The 14,360-nt window shown below is 64.1% G+C and carries 12 protein-coding genes and 1 pseudogene; 9 read left to right on the top strand and 4 right to left on the bottom strand.

Annotated features, from left to right (window positions below; genetic code table 11):
- Positions 1–35: 35 nt before the first annotated feature.
- Positions 36–795, top strand: a pseudogene (locus JCM7685_RS12675) (IS5 family transposase).
- 13 nt (positions 796–808) lie between these two features.
- On the opposite strand, the gene JCM7685_RS12670 reads toward JCM7685_RS12675, so the two are convergent.
- On the bottom strand, positions 809–1,393 hold the full coding sequence (locus tag JCM7685_RS12670; protein ID WP_074969081.1) for a sulfotransferase family protein: 585 nt from the start codon (positions 1,391–1,393) through the stop codon (positions 809–811).
- Positions 1,394–1,636: 243 nt separating this feature from the next.
- On the opposite strand from JCM7685_RS12670, the gene recA reads away from it, so the two are divergent.
- The 4 genes from recA to JCM7685_RS12650 all read left to right on the top strand — a co-directional run bounded on the left by recA (position 1,637) and on the right by JCM7685_RS12650 (position 6,758).
- Positions 1,637–2,707 carry a recombinase RecA gene (recA, locus tag JCM7685_RS12665; RefSeq protein WP_074969079.1) on the top strand — a complete coding sequence of 357 codons (1,071 nt, stop codon included), beginning with the start codon at positions 1,637–1,639 and terminating at the stop codon, positions 2,705–2,707.
- A 244-nt stretch (positions 2,708–2,951) separates the two neighbouring features.
- On the top strand, positions 2,952–5,609 hold the full coding sequence (alaS, locus tag JCM7685_RS12660) for an alanine--tRNA ligase (protein WP_074969077.1): 2,658 nt from the start codon (positions 2,952–2,954) through the stop codon (positions 5,607–5,609).
- Positions 5,606–5,908, top strand: coding sequence for a DUF1330 domain-containing protein (locus tag JCM7685_RS12655; RefSeq protein ID WP_074969075.1), 303 nt, complete (start codon positions 5,606–5,608; stop codon positions 5,906–5,908). Before alaS ends, JCM7685_RS12655 begins: the two co-directional genes overlap by 4 nt.
- Before the next feature lie 55 nt (positions 5,909–5,963).
- Positions 5,964–6,758, top strand: a complete 795-nt coding sequence (locus JCM7685_RS12650; RefSeq protein ID WP_074969072.1) for a class II glutamine amidotransferase — start codon at positions 5,964–5,966, stop codon at positions 6,756–6,758.
- 571 nt (positions 6,759–7,329) lie between these two features.
- Here the strand turns inward: JCM7685_RS12650 and JCM7685_RS12645 are convergent.
- Positions 7,330–9,012, bottom strand: a complete 1,683-nt coding sequence (locus JCM7685_RS12645) for an AAA family ATPase (protein WP_139218104.1) — start codon at positions 9,010–9,012, stop codon at positions 7,330–7,332.
- Positions 9,013–9,681: 669 nt separating this feature from the next.
- Between JCM7685_RS12645 and JCM7685_RS12640 the strand changes: the two genes are divergently transcribed.
- The 4 genes from JCM7685_RS12640 (at position 9,682) to JCM7685_RS12625 (ending at position 12,366) form a co-directional block, all read left to right on the top strand.
- Positions 9,682–10,974 carry an adenylosuccinate synthase gene (locus tag JCM7685_RS12640; RefSeq protein WP_074969068.1) on the top strand — a complete coding sequence of 431 codons (1,293 nt, stop codon included), beginning with the start codon at positions 9,682–9,684 and terminating at the stop codon, positions 10,972–10,974.
- Between the two features lie 329 nt (positions 10,975–11,303).
- Complete coding sequence (locus JCM7685_RS12635) at positions 11,304–11,525, top strand: hypothetical protein (protein ID WP_100526084.1); 222 nt, start codon at positions 11,304–11,306, stop codon at positions 11,523–11,525.
- Positions 11,516–11,728, top strand: coding sequence for a DUF2842 domain-containing protein (locus JCM7685_RS12630; protein ID WP_074969066.1), 213 nt, complete (start codon positions 11,516–11,518; stop codon positions 11,726–11,728). Before JCM7685_RS12635 ends, JCM7685_RS12630 begins: the two co-directional genes overlap by 10 nt.
- Positions 11,725–12,366: a thiamine diphosphokinase gene (locus JCM7685_RS12625; protein ID WP_074969064.1), complete on the top strand. Its 642-nt coding sequence runs from the start codon at positions 11,725–11,727 to the stop codon at positions 12,364–12,366. The genes JCM7685_RS12630 and JCM7685_RS12625 overlap by 4 nt, the downstream gene beginning before the upstream one ends.
- 41 nt (positions 12,367–12,407) lie before the next feature.
- On the opposite strand, the gene JCM7685_RS12620 is transcribed toward JCM7685_RS12625, so the two are convergent.
- Together JCM7685_RS12620 and JCM7685_RS12615 are read right to left on the bottom strand one after the other, a co-directional pair.
- On the bottom strand, positions 12,408–13,322 hold the full coding sequence (locus JCM7685_RS12620) for an ABC transporter permease (RefSeq protein WP_074969062.1): 915 nt from the start codon (positions 13,320–13,322) through the stop codon (positions 12,408–12,410).
- The gene (locus JCM7685_RS12615) at positions 13,315–14,322 is read right to left on the bottom strand and encodes an ABC transporter permease (protein WP_074969060.1); all 1,008 of its coding nucleotides are present in this window, start codon (positions 14,320–14,322) and stop codon (positions 13,315–13,317) included. Before JCM7685_RS12615 ends, JCM7685_RS12620 begins: the two co-directional genes overlap by 8 nt.
- Positions 14,323–14,360 lie beyond the last annotated feature (38 nt).

The raw sequence follows: 14,360 nt of genomic DNA, 5'->3' as shown, positions 1-14,360 counted from the left end.
GGTGATTCAAGTTTCCCGTTGCATGGAGGTTTGCGATGGGAGTGTTGGATCGGCTTGTGCTGTCGGACGGGCAATGGGACCGGCTTTCGGCGCATATCATCGGGGATGAGCGGACGCGCGGCATCAGCGGGCGCGACAATCGCATGTTCGTCGAGGCGGTTCTGTGGATCGTGAGGACGGGTTCGCCGTGGCGCGACCTGCCCGACGTGTTCGGGTCGTGGAACAGCATGTTCCGCCGTTTCAGCCGGTGGAGCTGCAAGGGATCTGGTGGCGGATATTCGCGGCGATGTCGGATGACGCAGACTTTGAATACCTGATCGTGGACAGCACCATCATCCGCGCCCATCAACACGCCTCCGGTGCAAAAAAGGGGCTGAAGATCAGGCCCTTGGCCGATCCCGTGGCGGCCTGAGCACCAAGCTCCACATGGCCGTCCGGGGCCTTGGCTGCCCGATCCGCTTCACCCTGACCGCCGGGCAGCGAGGAGATGCGCCGCAGGCCGAAGCCCTGATCGCAGACCTGCCCGCCGAGGTTATCATGGCCGACACCGCCTATGACAGCGACCGCCTGCGCGAGACGGTTGCACAGAAAGGGGCTGTCGCCGTTATTCCAAACAACCCGTCGCGCGCCCGCAAGTATCCGCTCGACCGGCATCTCTACGCACAACGGCAGTTGATCGAATGTTGCTTCTCAAGGCTCAAGCAATTCCGAAGGGTCGCCACACGATACGAGAAAACCGCCAGAAATTACCTTGCTGTCGTCACCATCGCAGCAATCGTCCTATGGATCAGGTAAATGTCCAAAGAACCTAGAGCGACTCGTAGAGTCGGAAATCGCCGGCCATGACCTGGCGCAACTCGTCCTCGTGCCCGGGGCTCAGGCTGACATCGACCGCCGGCGGCACGTTCACCCGCGGCAGGCTGATGGCGCAGTCGAGGCAATCCTCGAGGAAGTGGGTGAAGCTTTCGATGTCCTCGTAGCGAAAGATGCGGTCCACCCGGTCCTGTCCTGCGGTCAGGAAATCGGCCTGGTGGCCGACCCGCGCCAGCGCCGGCCCCCCGGGATCGGCATAGGCGCGCGCGAAGCCGGCGAAGTCCAGGCCGGTCATCTCGTGTTCGGGCGCCTCGCCGTCGTCGCGCAGGCGGAAGCGATACCAGCTGCGCAACCAGTCCAGCGGCTCGCGCATGAGGGCGATGGTGGTGAAGCGGTCGCCGGTCACCGAATGCAGCCAGGGCTCGATATGGCGGCGATAGCCCGACAGATCGGTGTGCTTCAGTTCGGCCGGGCGGCGGACCGCCAGATTGGCAAGCGGCTCCAACGCGGATTCCACGGCGGTGGAGCCGGCTTTCGGAGTGGCGAGGAAGACCAGGCGTCTTTCCCAGAAGATCAGCATTCCCAAGACTTTCAGCCGTTGCGGCACGCGCGCCGGGATAGTTCCTCGCCCGGGGGCTGTAAACCGTTTCTTAACCTTTCCTGTCCAGGCTGGCCTGGAAAAGCCGGGAAAGGGGGGGTGATTCGCCTAGCCGGGACTTGCTTTTCGGCGACACAAGGCGCAGATAGGAACAACTCGTGAACAAATCGCGGGCGGGCATCGATTGCCCCGGCGGTCGGGGTGTGAAATAAGCATGAGGACGGCATGGCAGGGGCAACACTTTTCGACATGAACGACAAGCGATCGGCAGACAAGCAGAAGGCTCTGGACAGCGCGCTGGCCCAGATCGAACGGCAGTTCGGCAAGGGCTCGATCATGAAGCTGGGCGCCGACAATCCGGTGGCCGAGATCGAGGCGACCTCGACCGGCTCGCTGGGGCTGGACATCGCGCTGGGCATCGGCGGTCTGCCCAAGGGGCGCATCATCGAGATCTTTGGGCCTGAAAGCTCGGGCAAGACCACGCTGACGCTGCATGTGGTGGCCGAAGAGCAGAAAAAGGGCGGCGTCTGCGCCTTTGTCGATGCGGAACATGCGCTCGACCCGCAATATGCCAAGAAGCTGGGCGTGAACCTGGATGAGCTCTTGATCAGCCAGCCCGATACCGGCGAACAGGCGCTGGAGATCGTCGATACGCTGGTGCGCTCGGGCGCGGTGAACCTGGTGGTGGTCGACTCGGTCGCGGCGCTGACGCCCAAGTCCGAGATCGAGGGCGACATGGGCGACATGCAGATGGGCAGTCAGGCCCGGCTGATGAGCCAGGCCATGCGCAAGCTGACCGCCAGCATCGGCCGGTCGAACTGCATGGTGATCTTCATCAACCAGATCCGCATGAAGATCGGCGTGATGTTCGGCAACCCCGAGACCACGACCGGCGGCAATGCGCTGAAATTCTATGCCTCGGTGCGGCTCGACATCCGCCGCACCGGCTCGATCAAGGACCGCGACGAGGTGGTCGGCAACTCGACCCGGGTCAAGGTGGTCAAGAACAAGGTCGCGCCGCCCTTCCGCCAGGTCGAATTCGACATCATGTATGGCGAGGGTATTTCCAAGGTCGGCGAGCTGATCGACCTGGGCATCAAGGCCGGCGTGGTCGAGAAATCGGGCAGCTGGTATTCCTATGGCGATGAGCGCATCGGCCAGGGCCGCGAGAATGCCAAGCAGTTCCTGCGCGACAAACCCGAAGTGGCCTATGCCATCGAGGACAAGATCCGCGCCAGCCACGGCCTGGATTTCGGCGCCACCGACGAAGGCGACGACGCGCTGACCGAGGATTGAACCTGGGCTGAAGGGCCTGACAGCATGCGCGAGCACGTCCCGCGCATTTTGTTGTCCCCGGTGGCTTTGCCCCCACGCCTCCCGCGCCCCTCGATGGGGCGCAGGAGGCGTTCCCCAGGATATTTATGCAAGAAAGAAGCCACGCGCCCGCATGCGGGATTGCTGGACAGCCGCCATGGCTGGGGCTAGACCGGGCGGCAAACCGGCCCTGGCCGGGGGAACCGCTTTGCGACGAAGGCCCGACATGCCCAGCTTGAACGACATCCGCTCGACTTTTCTGAATTTCTTCGAACGCAACGGCCATCGCGTGGTCGAGTCGAGCCCCTTGGTGCCCAGAAACGACCCGACCCTGATGTTCACCAACTCGGGCATGGTGCAGTTCAAGAACCTGTTCACCGGCGTCGAGACCCGCGACTACAAACGCGCCACCACCTCGCAGAAATGCGTGCGCGCCGGCGGCAAGCACAACGACCTCGACAATGTCGGCTATACCGCGCGGCATCATACCTTTTTCGAGATGTTGGGGAATTTCAGCTTCGGCGACTACTTCAAGTCGGAGGCCATCCCCTTTGCATGGGAGTTGCTGACCAAGGATTTCGGCATCCCCAAGGACAAGCTGCTGGTCACCGTCTATCACACCGACGACGAGGCCGCGAACATCTGGAAGAAGGTCGCCGGGCTGACCGACGACCGCATCATCCGCATCCCGACCGACGACAACTTCTGGCGCATGGGCCCGACCGGCCCCTGCGGCCCCTGCACCGAGATCTTCTATGACCACGGCGACCAGATCTGGGGCGGTCCGCCCGGCTCGGCCGACGAGGATGGCGACCGCTTCATCGAGATCTGGAACCTGGTCTTCATGCAGAACGAGCAATTCGAGGACGGCTCGATGCGCGCGCTCGACATGCAGTCGATCGACACCGGCATGGGGCTGGAGCGGATCGGCGCGCTGCTGCAGGGCAAGCACGACAACTATGACACCGACCTGATGCGCAGCCTGATCGAGGCCAGCGCGCATGCGACCAGCGCCGACCCCGACGGGCCCGGCAAGGTGCATCACCGCGTCATTGCCGACCACCTGCGCTCAACCAGCTTCCTGATCGCGGATGGCGTGATGCCCTCGAACGAGGGCCGCGGCTACGTTCTGCGCCGTATCATGCGCCGCGCCATGCGGCATGCGCATATGCTGGGCGCCAAGGATCCGGTGATGTATCGCCTGGTGCCCGCGCTGGTGCGGCAGATGGGCGCCGCTTATCCCGAACTGGGCCGGGCCCAGGCGCTGATCGAGGAGACGCTGAAGCTGGAGGAAACCCGCTTCAAGCAGACGCTGGACCGCGGCTTGCGCCTGCTCGACGACGAGCTGACCCGCCTGCCCGAGGGCGCGAACCTGCCCGGCGAGGCGGCCTTCAAACTTTACGACACCTATGGCTTCCCGCTGGACCTGACCCAGGACGCGTTGCGCGAAAAGGGTCGCGCGGTCGACGTGGCCGGTTTCGACGTCGCCATGGCCGAGCAGAAGGCCAAGGCACGCGCCGCTTGGGCTGGCTCGGGCGAGACCAAGGATGCCGCGATCTGGTTCGACATCGCCGAAGAGCATGGCGCCACCGAATTCCTGGGCTATGATACCGAGATCAGCGAGGGCCAGATCCTGACCCTGGTGCAGGAAGGCGCGGCGGTCGAAAGCGCGGGCGAGGGCCAGCAGGTCCAGATCGTGGTGAACCAGACGCCCTTCTATGGCGAATCCGGCGGCCAGGTCGGCGACACCGGCTTGATCAAGACCGAGTCTGGCGCCGCCCGTGTCACCGATACGAAAAAGGCCAATGGCGTGTTCATCCACGTCGCCGAGGTGACGCTGGGCACGATCAGCCGCGGCCAGGGCGCGCAGCTGTCGGTCGACCACGACCGGCGCTCGGCCATCCGCGCCAACCACTCGGCCACCCACCTGTTGCACGAGGCGCTGCGCCGCGCCCTGGGCGAACATGTCGCGCAGCGCGGCAGCTTGAACGCGCCCGACCGGCTGCGTTTCGACTTCAGCCACGGCAAGGCGCTGACCGCCGGCGAGATCGCCCAGGTCGAACGCGAGGTGAACGACTTCATCCGCCAGAACACCCCGGTCGAGACCCGGATCATGACCCCCGACGATGCCCGCGCGCTTGGCGCCCAGGCGCTGTTCGGCGAGAAATACGGCGACGAGGTGCGGGTCGTGTCGATGGGCGAGCTTGAAGGCTCGGGCAAGGGCACCGGCGGTCAGACCTATTCGCTGGAACTGTGCGGCGGCACCCATGTCGGGCGCACCGGCGACATCGGCATGTTCGCCCTGACCACCGAGACCGCCTCGGCTGCCGGCATCCGCCGGATCGAGGCGCTGACCGGTCAGGCGGCGATGGACGAATTGCGCCGCGTGGATGGCGAGCTTTCCGAAATCGCCGGCATCCTCAAGGCGCAATCGGGCGATGTGGTGAACAAGGTCCGCGCGCTGGCCGAGGAACGCAAGGCGCTGGCCAACGAGGTGGCGCAGCTGAAGCGCCAGCTGGCCATGGGCGGCGGGTCTGACGAGAAGCCGAAGGACATCAACGGCATCAAGCTGATCGCCCGCCGCGTCGACGGCGTTTCCGGCAAGGAACTCGGCCCGCTGGTCGACGAAATGAAGGCACGGCTGGGTTCGGGCGCCGTGGTGGTGCTGGCCGAGGCGGAGGGCAAGGCCACCGTCGCCGCCGGCGTCACCCCGGACCTGACCGACCGCCTCAGCGCCGTCGAACTTGTGCAGGCCGCGACCTTCGCCCTGGGCGGCAAGGGCGGCGGCGGTCGTCCCGACCGCGCGCAGGGCGGCGCGCCCAGCCTCGCGGCGGCAGACCAGGCCATCGCCGCCGTCGAAACCCTGATTGGAGAAAAAGCATGACCGCGCTCTGGATTGCCCATGTCACCGTGACCGACCCCGAGGCCTATGGCAAATACGCCCAGCTGGCCGGCCCGGCCATCGCCGCGCATGGCGGTGTGTTCCTGGCCCGCGGCGCGCGCTATGTGCAGCTTGAGGGCAAGGACCGCGCCCGCAATGTCGTGGCGCGCTTTCCCAGTCTAGAAGATGCGGTGGCCTGCTACCGCTCGGCCGAATATCAGGCGGCGCTGGACCATGCCCGCAACGCGGCCGAGCGCGAGCTTGTGATCGTCGAGGAGAACCCGCCCCCGACTTCTGAGTGATTTGTCAATCTTTCCGTGCTAGACCTTGGAAAAAGCATGGAAACGGGGACGACGCATGTGTCGCTGGGCAGCCTATCTCGGCAGTCCGATCTATCTTGAGGACGTCATCTGCCGGCCCGGCCATTCGCTGGTCCGGCAAAGCCAGGGCGCCACGCGCTGTCATACGCCGGTGAATGCCGACGGCTTCGGCCTGGCCTGGTATGGCGAGCGGCCCGAGCCAGGGCTCTATCGCGACGTGATGCCGGCCTGGTCCGACAGCAATCTGCGCAGCCTGACCGCGACTCTGCGCTCGCATCTGTTCCTGGCCCATGTCCGCGCCTCGACCGGTTCCGCCACAAGCCGCAACAATTGCCACCCTTTCGTCGTCGGCCGCTGGAGCTTCATGCACAATGGCCAGTTCGGCGGCTATGAGGACTATCGCCGCCACGCCGAGGCGCTGATTCCCGACGATCTCTACTGCCATCGCAAGGGCGCCACCGACAGCGAGGCGCTGTTCCTCATGGCGTTGGGCGAGGGGCTGGAGACCGATCCCGCCGCCGCCATGGCCGCCGCCACCGCCAAGTTCGAGGCTCTGGCCCGGCAGCGCGGCAGCGCGCCGCATGTGCGGCTGACCGCGGCTTTTTCCGACGGGCAGCGGCTCTACGCGCTGCGCTATGCCAGCGACGAACACGCGCCCAGCCTGTTCCACCGCTGGTCCGACACCCGCGGCGGCCGCGCCGTAGTCTCGGAACCGCTGGAAAGCGACGAGCCTGGCTGGCAGGAAATCCCGGCGCAGAGCTTTTGCGTCTTCGAGGGGGCAGAGGTAGCAATCAACCCCTTTCGCCCCGACCGACAGCGCACCGCCGCCTGACCGCCCGCGCATCGCGACTTGTCTTCCGGGGCGGCCATGCCGCTCGACCGCATACTGCGACGGTGCGGGACGGCCGCGACGGTTTCCCGGCTGCGTGCCTTGCGAGGAAAGCCGCGATCCTGCGCGCCGCATCCGTTCGGTTCCTGCCGATCACCGCGCCCCAAGCCCACGCGGCGCGACCAAGACACACACCGGGATCAACCGCCATGGGCGGTGAGATAATGACGAAACACAGGCGGCCTGCGAACCAGGCCGAAGGTAGGTTTGAGCCCATTGCGGTCGTTCGCCTCGCGCGCCGCAAAATGACGATCCCGCGTCACTAATGGGACAAAGCTGACGCTCAAACAGCATCGAGAAATACGTGAAAATCGGCGGCATTCCCGTGAACCAGTTAAGATCTTTCCCAAGACGCCTCCTGTTGAAATATTAATAATATACAAAATTATAATCGCCGCTGACGTCAAAGATCAGAGACGTTCGCAGGAATGATCAACCATTCCAATACAAAAATTCCGAGAGCATGTCATTAATGCTTAGATCTATCGATCTCCACCGCCTCGCGACCTCATAACTAGATGGGAGCGTGCTGGCCGTTGTGAAACTTTGTCACGAAAGATCTAAGGCCTTGCAATTTTTCATCAGCTAAGCTCATCTCAGCAAGAACTTTGTTGACAAATTTTGGACCGTGCACGCCCATTTCCGGACAGAACTCTTCGATTTCCCCCACCGGGACCAGGTAAATTCCAATTTCTTCCAGCTTTTCGGTCAAGGCATTGTAATTCTTCCGCGCGTCACCTCTTGGCAGACCTGCAGGCCCTACCTTTTTAACAATACTCCACGCAGACCCTTGCTTCATGGCTTCGATGATATCGCCCTTCGGAAGATTTTCTGGCTCAGCGGCGTCGACAATCTGCTTGATAAACTGCTTTATTTCTTGATTTGTCTTGATAGGCATCCCATCCGAAACAGCCGCGTTAACTTTTCTCCAAACTTCCTCGAATTCCGCCCATTCACCACCAAAGGCTTCAACAGACTTTTTCAGATCATCCTGACTCCGCAAAAGGTCGATATCAAAAACAGCCTTGGTAGGAACTCCTATCTTGCGAAGAATATTAGCGATAGTAGGAATTGCATGCTTTCCGCCGGTCGGAACATACACCGTATCGAGCCAGCGCGCGGCCTGAGTTTCTGAAAGGTAGTCAGCAACAGCGTTGAAAAGTCGACAGTCGCTATGGTCCTCACACAGAATTGCTTGCTCGTGGAACACGCCTTCGAGTGCATTGGAGTATCTAAGAACGGGAGTATTCCAAAGCTCTTTGACAGTATCAGGCGCGGCCTCAGCAACAAAGTTCTTGTTGCCCTCCCTGCGAATGCGCAGCATGCGAACACTGCCTTTCGTGCCTTCCAGGAATCCTCGCATGATATCGCTACTGTGAGTTGCTACAAACAGCTGCCCCTTGACTTCCGAAGCAAGAATTCCCCCAAGTCGTCTCATTTGGGGAGGATGGAGAAATGCCTCAGGTTCGTCGATCATCGTAATATCAATGTCGGACACAACTGCTTCGAACAGAATGCCGGCAAAACTTTTTACGCCATCTCCCTGTTCATGCAGAGGGGGATTTTTCTTGACCGCCTCAACATAAGGGTCGCTGACGGGATGGCCGAGGTCACTAGACGGAATTTGACCGACGTGGATTGGAATAACACTGCCTCCACGGTAATTTATCATTAGATCTTGACCAAATGCTTGGCGGAAAAGAGAGCTGATCCGCCTCATTAATGCCTCGCTGTCATATAATAGATGCTGTGGAGCTGATCGTTGATCAGTGTCCGAAACGCTTTGTTGCAGCTGGCAAATCGTCAATCGATTATTCGCGTCGATATTCTTAATGAAACCTGAAGCTAAGTTGTGTTGTAAAAATGGCTGTCCCCACATGCGAGTGTGATCTGCGTAGAAACGCCAATTTTTGTAATTATAGTGCTTATCAGTAATTGTGGCGTTATTATCAAGATATTCCTTAAGTTCATCAGCTGTTCCATTTTTCTCCAGCTCTAATGAACTCAAGACTACCGGGCGGGCCTTCTCTCCCTCACTCACATACGCTACTATTTCTCGGAGCGTTTGGGACTTTCCACTGTTGTTGGAACCAACAATGATTATTTTCTCTTTGGGCCTGAACGTAAACTCTTGACCGCTGGAAAAAGTAATTTTTGATACTGAGGCGCTTGGCTTTTTCATGTCAATCCCACGCAACGATTACTTCCTGATACAAGCAAACTTCCAATCTGAAAAGATTTAATTGGATCACTCAGAAAGCGTGCTCCTGTTACCACGACGAAGGACCAAGTCGCAAATGTCTGCGACGACGCACGCACTACGTGATACGCCAAGTAACCAATCTACTCGACGCACAACGAATGGCGGCTTAGGGGCTTTCGTGCCTTTGGAAGTCGACGCCGAGCCGCATCGAGCCAACGACCGCTTCGTCCGCAAAGCTGTCACAAAGATCAGAGTACTTGACAGACATATCCCAAATAGAGAAGTCCCAGTGACGAGACAGACTGGAACGCAAACCGGGAAATTCGCCTGGGATCGGCGGGAGATGCTTAGGCTTCCAGCCGATCCTGGTCGGGGCACAGAGCGCTTCTCTATCCCGAAACCTTCTCGGAACTCTTTTCAGCAGCCTGTCAGACGAGCGGGCACCACCGGCGCATCACGGATCGCTCGCAGTCACGCAGGCATGGCGCATGGTCTCGGCTCCGGGGCCGTGGATCGTCCGTACAGGCCGATGGGCCCAAGACTCCCGCTCCGCGCCAAGCCTGCGCCGGCTGCTCGGAGCAGCGGCAGGGCGGAATGCGCTTTCCCCCCGCGGCTTCGGCCATTATACCGTCCGCGGCATTCATCCGCGGGAAGGGAAGCACTATGGCCAATGTGGTGGTCGTCGGCGCGCAATGGGGCGACGAGGGCAAGGGCAAGATCGTCGACTGGCTGTCTGAACGCGCCGATGTGATCGCGCGCTTCCAGGGCGGCCACAATGCCGGCCACACGCTGGTCATCGGCAACCAGGTCTTCAAGCTGTCGCTGCTGCCCTCGGGCATCGTGCGCAAGGGCAAGATGGCGGTGATCGGCAACGGCGTGGTGCTGGACCCCTGGGCGCTGTTCGCGGAAATCGACAAGCTCTCGGCCCAGGGGGTCGAGATCGGGCCGCAGAACCTGATGATCGCCGAGAACACGCCGCTGATCCTGCCGCTGCACCAGGACCTCGACCAGCTGCGCGAAGAAGCGGCGGGCGCCAGCAAGATCGGCACCACCGGCCGCGGCATCGGCCCCGCCTATGAGGACAAGGTCGGCCGCCGCAGCATCCGCGTTGCCGATCTCGGCGACGAGGAGACGCTGGATTCGCGCCTCGACCGGCTGCTGGCCCATCACGACGCGCTGCGCCAGGGTCTGGGCGCCACGGCCATCGATCGCGCCGACCTGCGCGCCCGCCTGCTGGAAATCGCGCCGAAGCTGCTGCAATACGCGCAGCCGGTGTGGAAGGTGATGAACGACGCCCGCAAATCCGGCAAGCGCATCCTGTTCGAGGGTGCGCAGGGCAGCCTGCTCGACATCGACTTCGGTACCTATCCCTATGTGACCAGCTCGACCACCATGTCGGGCATGGCGGCGACCGGCACCGGCGTCGGCCCCTCGGCCATCGGCTTCGTGCTGGGCATCGTCAAGGCCTATACCACCCGCGTCGGCTCGGGTCCGTTCCCGACCGAGCTGGAGGATGCCGACGGCCAGCGCCTGGGCGAGCGCGGCCACGAATTCGGCACCGTCACCGGCCGCAAGCGCCGCTGCGGCTGGTTCGACGCGGTGCTGGTGCGCCAGACCTGCGCCATTTCCGGCGTGAACGGCATCGCGCTGACCAAGCTCGATGTGTTGGACGGGTTCGAGACGCTGAAGATCTGCGTGGGCTACGAAATCGAGGGCAAGCATTACGACCACCTGCCCACCGCCGCCGCGCTGCAGGACCGGGTGCGGCCGGTCTATGAGGAAATGCCGGGCTGGAAGCAATCGACGCAGGGCGCGCGGTCCTGGGCCGACCTGCCGGCCGAGGCGATCAAATACGTCCGCCGCATCGAGGAGCTGATCCAGTGCCCGGTGGCGCTGCTCTCGACCTCGCCCGAGCGCGACGACACCATCCTCGTCACCGATCCCTTCGCGGACTGAGCGGGATGGGCGGCGGCGTCCTGATGCTCGACGGCCATCCCGATGGGGACCGGCCGACGACGCATCTGGCGGACGCCTATGCCGCCCCTCGGCCGCCGCCGCCCGGCGCGCGATCTCGATCCGGTCCAGCACCGCGGCGATACCCGGCCGCAGCCCTGGGAGCCGAACCGCGAATCCCTCCGGTCGCGCATCGCCGCCTGCCGTCACCTGATCCCGGCCTCCCCGCTGTGGCGGGGGTCCAGGCCGGCGCTGCTGACCGGGCTTTGGTACAGGCACTTGCGGGGCCGCGATTTCGCTGCCACTACCGCGACCCCCGGTGGGACCGGTCGATGCGCGGGCGCTTGGTGATCGTGACCATGGACAGGCCGCCGGCTTATCTCGACCCGCTGGGCTGGCGCTGCCGGAGGCCGGTGCCGAGCTTCGTCAGCTTCCGGCCGCCGCGGGTGCTCTATCCCGGCCCGATGCGCCGCGGCGGCGTCCAGTGCAACCTCGGCCGCTGGCAGGCGGTGCTCCCTCGCCCCATCCCGGAAAGGAAAAGCCGATGGACCTGAAATCCCGCAAACGCTGGTCGCTGCTGATCCTGGTGATCGGATTGCCGCTCTATATCGTCGTGGCGGTGACGCTGGTGAACTGGATGGACCGGACCTGGGGCCGTCAGCCGATCCTGGTCGAGCTCGCGGTCTATGTCGTCTTGGGCATCCTCTGGGCGCTGCCCTTCCGCAAGGTCTTCAGCGGCATCGGCAAGCCGGAATGATCCTGCAGAGCCCCCGGCCGGTCACGCTGATCGGCGGAGCGCCCGTGGCCCGCGCCGATCTCGACGCCGCGCTGGCGCTGGCGCCGGTGGTGGCCGCGGCCGATGGCGGCGCCGATACAGCGCTGCAGTTCGGGCTGATGCCGCAGGCGGTCTGGGGCGATTTCGACAGCATCTCGGACCGCGCCAGGGCCGCGATCCCGCCCGGGAACCTGCATCCGGTCGCGGAACAGGACAGCACCGATTTCGAGAAATGCCTGTCCCGGCTGCGGACCCCCTTCGTCGTTGCCCTGGGCTTCGCTGGCGGCCGCCACGACCATTTCCTGTCGGCGCTGGGCGTCATCGCCCGCCGCGTCGGCCCGCCCTGCCTGCTGGTCGCGGGCGAGGACGTCATCACCCGCGCCCCCGCCCGGCTGGCGCTGGATCTCGCCCCCGGCACCCGGGTCTCGCTGTTCCCGATGGGGGCGGCCACCGGGCGCTCGCAGGGTCTGCGCTGGCCCATCGACGGGCTCGCCTTCGCCCCGGACGGCCGCAGCGGCACGTCGAACCAGGCGACCGGGCCGGTCACGCTGGCCTGCGAGGGGCCGATGCTGCTGATCTTGCCGCGCGCGGAACTGGCGACGCTCGCCCGCGCCCTTTAAGCGCTTTTTCCGTTGCCCAAATACCCCGGCGGCAGGGCGCGTCAGCGGTGCCGTTGCCGCGGATCCATGGCGTCGCGCAGCCCGTCGCCGACATAGTTCACCGACAGCACCGTCAGCGAGATCAGCAGCCCCGGCAGCACCACCCGCCAGGGATAAAGCTGCATCTGGTCCACCGCGTCGTAAAGCAGCCGGCCCCAGGTCGGAAAATCCGGCGGAAACCCCAGGCCCAGAAAGGAGAGCGCGCTTTCGGTGACGATGGCGGCGGCGATGCCCAGCGTCGCCGCCACCAGCATGGGCGAGACGACGTTGGGGACGACATGACGCAGGATCATCCGCCGCGTCGGCGTGCCGGTCGAGACCGCGGCCAGGATGAACTCGCGCTCTTTCAGCGCCAGCACCTCGCCGCGCAGGATGCGCGCGGTCTGCATCCACGAGGTGGCGCCGATGGCGGCGACGATCAGCAGGAAGCTGCCCCCGGCCGGCCCCATGGCGCGGGCCAGCGGCTCGCGGAACAGCATCACCATCAGCAGCAGCAGCGGCAGCAGCGGCAGGGCCAGGAACAGTTCGGTCAGCCGCATCAGCGGCGCGTCCAGCCGCCGCGACCAGCCCGCGGCGATGCCGACCAGGCTGCCGAATCCCAGCGCCACCGCCATCGCCGCCAGCCCCACCGCCAGCGTCACCCGCCCCCCGGCCATCAGCCGCGCCAGCAGGTCGCGGCCCAGTTGGTCGGTGCCCAGCGGATGCGCGGCGCCGAAGCCCTGGTTGCGGGCGCGGATGTCGACGAACCCCGGATCGAGCCGCCAGACCAGCGGCCCCAACCCCGCGAACAGCAGGATCGCGGCAAGGACCAGCAGCCCCAGCATGGCGCCGCGATGCCGGCGGAACTGCCGCCAGATGCCGCAGCCGCGGCTGCGGGCCGGCGCGGTCTCTGCCGGCGCGGGCGGCGGCTCAGTCATAGCGGATCCTCGGGTCCAGCAGGCCGTAGAGCAGATCGGCGACCAGGGTGAAGCCCACGATCAGCACCGCGAAGATCATGGTCAGCGCCATCACCATCGGCAGGTCGTTGGCATGGATCGCCAGGATCAGCAGCTGGCCCAGCCCGTTCACCTTGAACACCTGCTCGGTGATGATGGCGCCGCCGAAGACCGCCGGCAGCCCCAGCGCGATCACCGTCACCACCGGGATCAGGCTGTTGCGCAGCACGTGCTTCAGCACCACCACCCGCTCGGGCAGGCCCTTGGCCCGGGCGGTGCGCACATAGTCCTGCCGCAGGTTGTCCAGCATCGAGGCCCGCATGAAGCGGCTGATCTGCGCCGCGTTGTAAAGCGCCAGCACCGCGACCGGCATCGCCATCTGCCGCAGCTGCTGCACGAAGCTGCCCCAGTCCGTCACCCGCAGCGTGGTGTCGTAGACCGAGGGAAACCATTGCAGCCGGATGCCGAAGACCAGGATCATCACCACGCCGGTAAAGAAGGTCGGCAGCGAAAATCCGACCATGGCGACGAAAGTGCCGATCTGGTCGAACCAGCTGTATTGCCGATAGGCCGAGACGATGCCGATCGGCACCGCGATCAGCACCCCCAGCACATAGGACAGGCCGACCACCGTCAGCGTCTGCGGCAGCCGCTCGGCGATCACGTCGAAGACCGGGCTGCGGCTTTGGAAGCTGATGATGCGCTGCATGCCGCGGCTGAAATCGGTGCCCCAGAGCCGGTCGAACCAGTAGAGCGGCTCGACCCAGAAGAACTGCTTCAGCCACAGCAGGTAGCGCAGATACCAGGCCTGGCCCAGCCCCAGCGCCTCGCGCATCCGTTCCTTGACCTCGGGCGGCACGGTCAGCGGCACGTCGCCCAGCGGATCGCCGGGCGCCGCCTCAAGCAGCAGGAACACCACCAGCGAGATGAAGAGCAACGTCGGCACCGCCAGCAGCAGCCGGCGCAGGGCAAAGTTCAGCATGGCGGCGCCCCGCGACTCATCCGGCGCAACCCCAGCCG

Origin of the sequence: Paracoccus aminovorans, assembly GCF_900005615.1 — a bacterium.
Lineage (GTDB): Bacteria > Pseudomonadota > Alphaproteobacteria > Rhodobacterales > Rhodobacteraceae > Paracoccus > Paracoccus aminovorans.
Note: the sequence above shows the minus strand (reverse complement) of the source record. Positions and strands in the feature narration are given on the sequence as shown.

Bases quoted from the DNA above. Each gene is read 5' to 3' on its own strand.
- JCM7685_RS12670 (WP_074969081.1), bottom strand. From the start codon at position 1,393: ATGCTGATCTTCTGGGAAAGACGCCTGGTCTTCCTCGCCACTCCGAAA.
- recA (WP_074969079.1), top strand. From the start codon at position 1,637: ATGGCAGGGGCAACACTTTTCGACATGAACGACAAGCGATCGGCAGAC.
- alaS (WP_074969077.1), top strand. From the start codon at position 2,952: ATGCCCAGCTTGAACGACATCCGCTCGACTTTTCTGAATTTCTTCGAA.
- JCM7685_RS12655 (WP_074969075.1), top strand. From the start codon at position 5,606: ATGACCGCGCTCTGGATTGCCCATGTCACCGTGACCGACCCCGAGGCC.
- JCM7685_RS12650 (WP_074969072.1), top strand. From the start codon at position 5,964: ATGTGTCGCTGGGCAGCCTATCTCGGCAGTCCGATCTATCTTGAGGAC.
- JCM7685_RS12640 (WP_074969068.1), top strand. From the start codon at position 9,682: ATGGCCAATGTGGTGGTCGTCGGCGCGCAATGGGGCGACGAGGGCAAG.
- JCM7685_RS12635 (WP_100526084.1), top strand. From the start codon at position 11,304: ATGCGCGGGCGCTTGGTGATCGTGACCATGGACAGGCCGCCGGCTTAT.
- JCM7685_RS12630 (WP_074969066.1), top strand. From the start codon at position 11,516: ATGGACCTGAAATCCCGCAAACGCTGGTCGCTGCTGATCCTGGTGATC.
- JCM7685_RS12625 (WP_074969064.1), top strand. From the start codon at position 11,725: ATGATCCTGCAGAGCCCCCGGCCGGTCACGCTGATCGGCGGAGCGCCC.
- JCM7685_RS12620 (WP_074969062.1), bottom strand. From the start codon at position 13,322: ATGACTGAGCCGCCGCCCGCGCCGGCAGAGACCGCGCCGGCCCGCAGC.
- JCM7685_RS12615 (WP_074969060.1), bottom strand. From the start codon at position 14,322: ATGCTGAACTTTGCCCTGCGCCGGCTGCTGCTGGCGGTGCCGACGTTG.